Here is a 9,207-nt window from a genome sequence, read left to right as displayed (position 1 = left end):
TTGCCGCCAGAATACGCCACCACCCACGGACGCTGATCGGCGAAGTAATGCGTCCGCAGAGACTCCTCCGTCTGAGCGATGTGCTCCTGGTCCGGAGGGCGGACCGACACGCGGATATCATCAAGCTTCATCGGTAGAATAGGGGCCACTTCAACGCAGGAACAACGATTTTACGCGCAACAAGGGTTTGACGCCCGACCGAAAGCAGATCTCATGCTCCATTCGCAAAGGTCAAACCGGTTGCTTCCAGCCAAGCTTGCTGCTGGGCAGACCTACCTGCACCCGGATTCCATCCCCTACCTTCACGCCAGCACAGCGGCGCGTGGCGGAGGCGGACAACATGGCCACAAATATGGGTTGAACAACACGCGGTATCGGCTGGAGCGCTGGGTCACCCCGGAGGGCGTGCGCATGCTCGGCCGGTTGTCTGCCGAGATCGGTGGTGCGCATTTCGGCTGTCGGTTCCCAAGCGCCTCCGTTGTCACCAGCACCACGATCCGACATTCGAGACGCTGGCGCTGCGCATTGTCCTGAGCGTCGTGGAGCAGGCCTTGCGCCGCAACGGGCTCTTGATCCAGGCGACGAAGTTGTGGCGGAGGCCGGCGGTGGCCGGATTGCGCAGGAGCGCGTCGAGGGCTTGAATGACCTGGCGCAGGTCTTCGGGCGTGCGGCTGTGTTCGAGGCGGAAGAGGGCCTCGACGGCGGTGCGGACGGAGGGCTCGGCATGCCGCATGAGGCGGGCTTCGTCGATCAAATGATAGGCCAGCCGCTGCCGAAAGGCTTCGAGCCCGCGCGGGGCCGGGGCGAAGAGGTCGGCGACCTCGACGGCGGCGCGCCAGGGCGGATGGCCGTTGTAGAGAACCACCGGCAGGATGGGCGGCAGCTTGCCCTCGGCGAGCTCGCCCGATGACGTGTTCCTTCCAGCCCCGACGCCCCGACGAGCGCGCTTGCCAGCAGACCTGTTTCGCCCTACGATCAGGGCATGCGCTGCAACTCGCGTCCATCCGCCAGCAAGTCCGCCACGTGCCGAGCGCAGCGGCAGGCTGCGTTCTCTTCACATGCCGCCGATCGATTCTGCGCGCCAGCGATCACCGTCGAATAGGCTGGCTGCGCCAGCCGCGCCGGAGGCCCGTCCGGCGGCCCTGGACGGGGTTGACGAAGGCGTCTGGATCGAGGTCATTCACAAGATGGACGAGGTCTACAACGACCTCTTGCAGTACGAAGTGGCGCTCGAAGAGAAGAATGCGGCGCTGGAGGACTCGCAACAGTTCATCGAAAGCGTTCTTGCTTCGATTTCCGACATTCTGATCGTGTGCAATCGCCACGGCCTGATCCAGGAGGTGAATGATTCGCTGCGTCGGATTGTCGGCCTGGACGAGGATGCGCTGCGCGGCCAGCCGGTGTGCGAGCTTTTTGCCGATGACGCCTCGCGCCAGCGTGCGCGCGAGTTTTTCGCGGCGCGTCCGGCGACGGTGCAGGATTGCGAGCTGTTGATCACGGGTCGTGATGGGAGCCCGCTGCCGGTTTCGCTGAACTGCACGCCGCGTTTGTCGGGAACCGGCAAGCTGGTCGGCATGGTGCTCACCGGCCGGCCGGTCGGCGAGTTGCGGCGTGCGTATCACGCCTTGCGGCAGGCGCACGACGATCTCAAGCGGACGCAGCAGCAGCTTGTCCAGGCCGAGAAGATGGCCTCGCTCGGGCGCCTGGTCGCCGGTGTCGCACACGAGCTGAACAATCCGATCAGCTTCGTTCTCGGCAACGTTCTCGCCCTCAGGCGCTACACGGCACGCCTGCAGACGTATCTGCAGGCGGTGCATGCAGACGAGGGCGTGCGCTCGCCGGGCGTCGAGGACTTGCGTCGCGAGCTGCGGATCGACCGCATCATGGACGATCTCGCCCCGCTGCTCGACGGCATGACGGAAGGCGCCGAACGTACGCGCGACATCGTCGACGGGCTGAAGCGCTTCTCGGCGATCGACCGCAGCGCCGAGGAAGCATTCAACCTGGCCGAGATTGTCGAACGCGCCGTGCGCTGGGTAACGCGTTCCGGCGGCAAGCGGCTCGCCGTGCACGTCGATCTGCCGAAGGATTTGCCGGTGATCGGATCGTCCGGGCAGATGCAGCAGGTGCTGATGAACATTGTCCAGAATGCCTGCGACGCCACCGTTGCCTGTTCGGCGCCGAGGCTCGAAATCAGCGCCACTTGCGCGGCGGGATGCGTCGAGCTGCACTTTGCCGACAACGGACCCGGCATCTCGCCCGACGACCTGGCGCGCATCTTTGATCCTTTCTTTACCACCAAGCCGGTCGGGCAGGGAACCGGACTGGGCCTGTCGATCAGTTATGGCATCGTCGAGCGTCATGGCGGGCGTCTGGAAGCGGCCAATCGCTCGCAAGGCGGGGCGGTTTTCTCGCTCAGCCTGCCTTTGGCGCAGGCTTAGCCCGGCGTGCGGCTGCGTTCCCAGGCTCGCTTGCGACGATGATCCGGTCTGGTTGCTGGTCTCCGAACGCGTTGGCGCGGGTTCGCCCGGGGCTCGGCCGGGCCCGCCGATAGCCCCTCGCCAGTCGCGCAGCCAAGCCATGTCCACGATCGATCGAAGCGCTGCAACGGAACGCCTGTCGGGCCTGATCGAGCGGGTGACGTATCACAACGAAGCCAACGGCTATTGTGTCCTGCGCCTGCGCGTCGCCGGTGAGCGCGATCTGACGACGCTGGTTGGCCATGCGCCGTCGGTCAGCCCGGGCGAGTACGTCTCGGCGCAGGGGCAGTGGGTGATCGATCGGCAACACGGCAAGCAGTTCCGTGCCGGATCGCTGAAGGTCTCGCCGCCGACGACGCTGATCGGCATCGAGCGTTACCTGGGCTCGGGCATGGTCAAGGGGATCGGCCCGGTTTACGCCGGCCGACTGGTCAAGGCATTCGGTCTTGGCGTCTTTGACGTGATCGAACAGTCGCCGGAGCGCTTGCGCAGCGTGCCGGGAATCGGCGAGATTCGCGCCCGGCGCATCGTCTCGGGCTGGTCGGAGCAGAAGATCGTGCGCGAGATCATGGTCTTCCTGCACGCGCATGGGGTATCCACAGCGCGTGCCGTGCGCATCTTCCGGACCTACGGCGAGAACGCCATTGCCCTCGTGCAGGAGGACCCGTATCGTCTGGCGCGCGACATTCGCGGGATCGGTTTCCTGACCGCCGATACGATCGCGCGCAAGATCGGCATAGCGCACGACTCGCCCTTGCGTGCGCGCGCGGGCCTTTCGCATGCCCTGGCCGAGGCGGCGGGGCAGGGCCACTGTGGTCTGCCTTATCAGGAGCTGCTGCCGCTGGCGAGCAAGCTGCTGGAGATCGACGAGCCGGTGGTCGAGGCGGCGATCGCCCACGAGGTCGCCGCCGGCACCGTGATCCCCGATACCGTCGACGGCGTTCCCTGCGTGTTTCTCGCGACGCTGTACCAGGCCGAGAAGTCGATTGCGCAGCAGATTGCCCGCCTGCGCTCGGGGGCGCCGGGCTGGCCGCCATTCGATGCGGAGCGCGCCATCCCCTGGGTCGAAGAGAAGCTGTCGATGGCACTTGCCGGCGAACAGAAGGAGGCGGTCCGGCTTGCCCTGTCGAGCAAGCTGATGGTCATCACGGGGGGGCCGGGGGTCGGCAAGACGACGCTGGTCAATGCGATTCTGACCATCATGCGGGCAAAGCAGATCAAACCGCTGCTCTGCGCACCGACCGGCAGGGCTGCCCGGCGCCTCTCCGAATCTACCGGGGTCGAGGCGCGGACGATTCACCGCTTGCTCGAAATCAATCCGATGACCGGTGAGTTCAAGCGCAACCAGTCCCACCCGCTCGACTGCGATCTGCTCGTCGTCGACGAGTGCTCGATGATCGATGTGCCGCTCGCCAGTCAGCTCTTGAAGGCGGTCGCCGGATCGACTGCGGTGATTCTGGTGGGCGATGTCGATCAGCTTCCGTCCGTTGGTCCGGGCCAGTTTCTCGACGACGTGATCGCCTCACAGGTGCTGCCGGTCGTCCGTCTGACCGAGGTCTTCCGGCAGGCGGCGGCCTCGCGCATCGTGCGCAGCGCGCACCTGGTCCGCCAGGGGCTGATGCCGATCTTCCCGAACAAGGGCGAAGCTTCGGACCTCTACTTCATCGATGCAGAAGAGCCTGAAGCGATCGCCAAGGCCATCGTCGAGCTGGTCAAGCTGCGCCTGCCGAAGCGGTTTTCGGTAGATCCGGTGCGTGACATTCAGGTCCTCTGTCCGATGAACCGCGGACTGACTGGCGCGCGCGGCCTCAATCAGGCGCTGCAGGAAGCGCTCAATCCGCCGGGCGAAAACAGCATCGAGAAGTTCGGCTATCACTTTGGCGTCGGCGACAAGGTGATGCAGACGGAAAACAACTACGAGCGCGACGTGTACAACGGCGATATCGGCTTCATCATTTCGCTCGACCGTGAGGAGGGGGAAATCGGCGTCGATTTCTACGGCCGCTGCTTGCGCTATCCGTTCGCCGAGCTCGATGAACTGGTCCTCTGCTACGCAACGACGATTCACAAGTCGCAGGGATCGGAATACCCGGTGGTCGTCATCCCGATGTCCACCCAGCATTACACGATGCTCAAACGGAATCTGCTCTACACCGCGATAACGCGCGGCCGGCGACTGGTTGTGCTGGTAGGTCAGAAGAAGGCGCTGGCGATCGCGGTCAAAGGCAGGCAGACGCTGCGCCGCTATGCCAAGCTCAGGGAGTGGCTGGTGTGAAGCCGCGCGCAGCGGTGCTGCCCAGGGATGCGGGCGCACAGGCCGCGAAAACCGCGACGCCGCGCGAAAATGCATTGGCAAGCTTGCCGTGGAATACGCCGGGCTCCGCTTCGGGTGGCACGCTGACCGGTTTCAGTCGGTGCAGATGACGACTTTTCCGGTAGATTTGCGCTCGACCACCTGCTTGAGTGCGGTCACCGCCTGCTGCAGCGGATAGGTCGCCGAGACGTGTGGCTGGATCGCGCCGCACAGGTACCAGTCGATCAGGGTTTGCAGGCTCGCCGTCATCACCTGCGGATTCAGTTCGACGTAGGCCGGCCAGTTCAGACCGATGACGTCGACGTTCTTGACGAGCAGATGATTGGCCGGAATCTGCGGTACGTCGCCGCTGGCGAAACCGATGATCAGGATTCGTCCTTCGAAGGCAATGCTGCGCAGCGAGGCAGCAAAGGCGTCACCGCCGACCGGGTCGTAGATCACATCGGCGCCGCGGCCGTCGGTCAGTTCCTTGATGCGTGCGCGCAAGTCTTCCCGGCTTGTGTCGATCAGATGGTGTGCGCCGTGGGTGCGCGCAAGCGCCAGCTTCTGCGCACTGCTCGCCGTGGCAATGACCGTCGCTCCCATTTGTCTGCCGATGGTTACGGCGGTCAGCCCGACGCCGCCGGCAGCGCCGTGCACGACAAGCACTTCGCCGGCTCGCAGGCGCGCGCGGTGCGCCAGGGCGACGTGCGAGGTGCCGAAAACGACCGGAAAAGCGGCCCCATGGGCCCATGACATGGCCTCCGGCATGTGCACGCAGCGCGTCACGTCGGCGACGACCTGCTCAGCGTAGCCACCGCACGGCGTAATCGCGATGACGCGCTCGCCGACTGCGAACCCCGCTACGCCGCTGCCCACCTCAAGGACCTCGCCGGCAATTTCGAAGCCCGGAACAAAAGGGGGTGCAGGCTGCTTCTGGTACTTGCCGCGCGTGATCAGACTGTCGGCAAAGTTGACGCCGCAGGCGCGCACGCGGATGCGCAACTGCTGCGGACCTGGGTGTGCTGGCGTCAGTTCCTCCAGCCGCAGGTGATCGGGGCCAGTCAGTTCACGACAGACGATGGCGCGCATGGCAGGGGTCTCCGTCGAATGCCCAAGTCACTCCCTTACCGGGGCTGCGTGGTGGGCGAAGGAAGCAGCGGATAACCCCTCCCCGGGGCGGGGAGGGGTGCCCGGCACGATACGCCGGGCGGTGCGCGTCTATTCGCCGATGATCTTGCGTACGACGTCGGTCATCGAGATGACGCCGACCGGTTGGCCATTCTCGGTGACCACCAGGCGATGCATGCGGCGGGCGGTGAGCAGGCTCACCGCGTCGCTGAGCAGCATGTCGGCGTCGCAGGTCGCGCAGCCCGGAGTCATCACTTCGCGCGCGCGCATGGCTCTCGCCTCGTCGGGCGTCCGCCCCTGCCGGGCGAGGACCATGTCGGTCTGCGAAACAACGCCGACTGCCTGGCCTTCGCCGTCCATCACGACGACGGCGTGGATTTCCCTGTCCACCATGATCTTGGCGACCGTGCCGACAGTGTCATCGGGCGTGCAGGAAATGATGCCGCGGTGCATCAGGTCGCGGACTCGCGTGCCGTCGTCGGAGATCGTCAAGGGTTCGCCGCCGGCAATGTCGGGCAGCGGAACCGACATCGGGTACGGCGCCGGCGTGGTGTGTACGTCGCCCTTGGGCAGCGTCGGATGAACCATGGCGACGGGCGCCTTGCCGCTGGCACCCAGGCCAAACTGCGTAGCGCCGATGAGGACGGACATGTTGCCGTGCGGGTGTTTGTTGTCGTGCATGAGTTGATGGGCGATGGGCAGTTCTTCGTAGGTAAATGCGCGCGACATGCAGGGGTCGAGTTGACCGCGCAGGGCGAGCTGGTTCATCTGGTTGGACTGCTCGGCGTTGGCAAAATGCGAGCCCTGCAGGCGCTTCTGGCGCATCCACAGGTAGCGCAGGTCGACGGTGGCGTTGTAGCCGGTGGTGCCGGCGCACACGACGACCATGCCGCCCGTTTCGCAGACGAAGATCGAGGTCGGAATGGTGGTTTCACCCGGGTGTTCGAAGACGATGTTCGGGGCGCGCCGTTCGCCGAGGACGTCCCAGATTTTCGCGCCGAAGGAACGTACACCCTTCAGCCATTTGGCGTAACCGGCATTGTCCTTCCAGTGCGGCAGCATCCCCCAGTGATCGAATTCGTTGCGATTGATGCAGCCTTTGGCGCCCAGCTTCATGCAGTAGTCGAACTTGTCTTCGCCCGAGACGACGGCAACCGAGGTCGCGCCGACCGCCTTGGCGATCTGGATCGCCATCGAGCCAAGCCCGCCGGCACCGCCCCAGATCAAAGCCACGTCGCCCTTCTTGATCGAGCTGGCGCCCCAGCCGTGCAGCATTCGCCAGGCGGTCGCGGCGACCAGCGTATACGCGGCAGACTCTTCCCAGGTCATGTGCTTGGGCTTCGGCATGCACTGGTGACCCTGCACCTTGGTGAACTGGGCAAAGCTGCCCCAGTTCGTTTCGTAACCCCAGATGCGGAAACTCGGCGAGTACATCGGATCGCCGCCCCCTTGGACCCACGCGCAGTTGCGGTTCCACTGGCCGCAGTGCATGACTACTTCGTCACCGACCTTGACGTTGGTGACGTCCTTGCCGACCTTGTATACGATGCCCGACGCGTCACTCCCGCCGATGTGGAAATCTTCAGCTTCGCCCGACTTGTTGCGTGCGGCGATGACGTTCACCGGGATGCCGAGCGCTGCCCAGACGTTGTTGTAGTTGATGCCGGCTGCCATGACGAGAACCAGAACCTCATCATCGGCGATGGCCGGCGTGTTGACGACTTCTTTCTGAAACGCTTCGGTCGGCTTGCCGAAGCGGTCCTGGCGGATCAGCCAGGCGTGCATCTTCTCCGGGACTTCGCCCAAGGGCGGCATGTCGCCCAGTTCATACAGTTGCTTGCTCATCAGGATGCTCCTTGTGGTTAAACAGTTGGTTGATTCACCGACAGCAATCTTGAAAGAATATGCTCGCGCATACGCTCGTACTCCTCGAACTGACGTGATCGCGTTTCGCTCAGACGCTGCTCGATCGCGCTGCGGCCGCCGGCCAGTTGCAGGCCGAAAGTGCCAAACTCTTCCTGCAGCAGGCGTACCACCCAGGCGCACTGATGGCGCGCCCGCAACGGAGCGAGCAATCCGGCACCACGCAGGAACTCGCGATGCCGGGCGAAATGATCATGAAACGGTCTCATCCCCGCGGCGGTGGCCGCGCTGACGAGACACACCGGATAGTCCCAATCCTCGCGGCGGTCCGGCCGCGACGCACTGCGGCTGATTTCGGCCGCCGTCTTGCGTGCGGGCGAGCCCAGGTCGGACTTGTTGACCGCGAAAATGTCCGGGATCTCGATGATCCCGGACTTCAGATACTGGATTGTGTCACCCGACCCCGGTTGTGCTACATAACAAACGGTATCGCTGATCTCGGCAATGTCGATTTCGGTCTGGCCGACGCCGACCGTTTCGATGACCACGATATCGAAGCAGGCCAACATCAGCCAGCTCATTGGCCAGACCTCGGTTGCCACGCCACCCAAGCGGTTGCGCGTGGCAAGCGAGCGAATGAAAAGTCCTTCGTCATGCGGCTGCGTCTTGATGCGAATGCGGTCGCCGAGCAGGGCGCCGCCGCCCAGTTCGGGGCGACTCGACGGGTCGACCGCGAGGACGCCGACGGTCCGCTCGGCACGGCGCCACTCGTGGATCAGCGCCGAGACGAGCGAGGACTTGCCGGCGCCCGGCGGCCCGGTCACCCCGACCAGATGCCCCTCGTTCAGCCAGCGTTCGCTCGACAGGCACGCCAGCAGGCGGATCGCACACTGGCGTGCGGCAGGCAGCTTGTTGTCGAGCAGATTCAGGCCGCTCGCCACCGCCGCCCGCTCCCGGCGCAGAATGCCTGCGGCCAAGCGCTCGGGATCGGGAAGCTTGTTGTACGTCATCGAATGGTCAAGGCTGCGGGCCCAGGCGCGTCAGCCCGTTGGCTGCCCGAATCACATCGACGATGTCTGCCATGATGGCGTTGAGATTGAAGTCCTTGGGCGTATAGACTGCCCGAAGGCCCATCGCGACGAGCTTGGCGGCGTCGGCCGGCGGGATGATTCCGCCAGCGATCACGGGCAGATCGGCCAGATCGCGCGCGCGCAGTTCATCAAGGACGGACGCGACCAGTTCCATGTGACTGCCGGAAAGGATCGACAGGCCGACCAGATGGACGCCTTCTTCCTGCGCGGCCTGGGCAATCTGCTGCGGAGTCAGGCGGATCCCGTCGTAGACGACTTCGAAGCCGACGTCGCGTGCCTTGACGGCGACCTGCTCGGCGCCGTTCGAGTGCCCGTCGAGGCCGGGTTTGCCGACCAGCAGCTTCAAGGG

General features: G+C 64.8%; 7 protein-coding genes and 1 pseudogene. 2 read left to right on the top strand and 6 right to left on the bottom strand.

What is annotated here, in order from left to right; translation table 11 throughout:
• Positions 1 to 481: 481 nt before the first annotated feature.
• A complete protein-coding gene (locus Q1L59_RS10625; protein WP_300332000.1) occupies positions 482 to 883 on the bottom strand; it encodes a hypothetical protein in 402 nt (133 codons plus the stop codon).
• 175 nt (positions 884 to 1,058) lie between these two features.
• Between Q1L59_RS10625 and Q1L59_RS10620 the strand changes: the two genes are divergently transcribed.
• Together Q1L59_RS10620 and Q1L59_RS10615 are read left to right on the top strand one after the other, a co-directional pair.
• A complete protein-coding gene (locus Q1L59_RS10620; protein ID WP_300331995.1) occupies positions 1,059 to 2,441 on the top strand; it encodes an ATP-binding protein in 1,383 nt (460 codons plus the stop codon).
• A 139-nt stretch (positions 2,442 to 2,580) separates the two neighbouring features.
• Positions 2,581 to 4,755 carry an ATP-dependent RecD-like DNA helicase gene (locus Q1L59_RS10615; RefSeq protein ID WP_300331993.1) on the top strand — a complete coding sequence of 725 codons (2,175 nt, stop codon included), beginning with the start codon at positions 2,581 to 2,583 and terminating at the stop codon, positions 4,753 to 4,755.
• A 132-nt stretch (positions 4,756 to 4,887) separates the two neighbouring features.
• Here the strand turns inward: Q1L59_RS10615 and Q1L59_RS10610 are convergent, their stop codons facing one another.
• The 5 genes and pseudogenes from Q1L59_RS10610 to Q1L59_RS10590 all read right to left on the bottom strand — a co-directional run.
• The gene (locus Q1L59_RS10610; RefSeq protein ID WP_300331990.1) at positions 4,888 to 5,865 is read right to left on the bottom strand and encodes an NADPH:quinone oxidoreductase family protein; all 978 of its coding nucleotides are present in this window, start codon (positions 5,863 to 5,865) and stop codon (positions 4,888 to 4,890) included.
• A 129-nt stretch (positions 5,866 to 5,994) separates the two neighbouring features.
• Positions 5,995 to 6,357 (bottom strand): CBS domain-containing protein, encoded by a 363-nt coding sequence (locus Q1L59_RS10605; RefSeq protein ID WP_300331998.1) that lies wholly within the window; start codon positions 6,355 to 6,357, stop codon positions 5,995 to 5,997.
• A gap of 159 nt (positions 6,358 to 6,516) precedes the next feature.
• Positions 6,517 to 7,749, bottom strand: a pseudogene (ccrA, locus tag Q1L59_RS10600) (crotonyl-CoA carboxylase/reductase); the annotation flags it as partial.
• Positions 7,750 to 7,766: 17 nt separating this feature from the next.
• A complete protein-coding gene (locus Q1L59_RS10595; RefSeq protein ID WP_300331987.1) occupies positions 7,767 to 8,777 on the bottom strand; it encodes a methylmalonyl Co-A mutase-associated GTPase MeaB in 1,011 nt (336 codons plus the stop codon).
• A gap of 7 nt (positions 8,778 to 8,784) precedes the next feature.
• Positions 8,785 to 9,207, bottom strand: a 423-nt coding sequence (locus Q1L59_RS10590) for a cobalamin B12-binding domain-containing protein (RefSeq protein WP_300331984.1), incomplete at its 5' end; no start/stop codon positions are given.

It is taken from the genome of Accumulibacter sp. (genome assembly GCF_029255125.1).
Lineage (GTDB): Bacteria > Pseudomonadota > Gammaproteobacteria > Burkholderiales > Rhodocyclaceae > Accumulibacter.
The sequence above is the reverse complement of the archived record's forward strand: the minus strand, read 5'-3'. Positions and strand labels throughout refer to the sequence as shown.

Bases quoted from the DNA above. Each gene is read 5' to 3' on its own strand.
- Q1L59_RS10620 (WP_300331995.1), top strand. From the start codon at position 1,059: ATGCCGCCGATCGATTCTGCGCGCCAGCGATCACCGTCGAATAGGCTG.
- Q1L59_RS10615 (WP_300331993.1), top strand. From the start codon at position 2,581: ATGTCCACGATCGATCGAAGCGCTGCAACGGAACGCCTGTCGGGCCTG.
- Q1L59_RS10610 (WP_300331990.1), bottom strand. From the start codon at position 5,865: ATGCGCGCCATCGTCTGTCGTGAACTGACTGGCCCCGATCACCTGCGG.
- Q1L59_RS10605 (WP_300331998.1), bottom strand. From the start codon at position 6,357: ATGCACCGCGGCATCATTTCCTGCACGCCCGATGACACTGTCGGCACG.
- Q1L59_RS10595 (WP_300331987.1), bottom strand. From the start codon at position 8,777: ATGACGTACAACAAGCTTCCCGATCCCGAGCGCTTGGCCGCAGGCATT.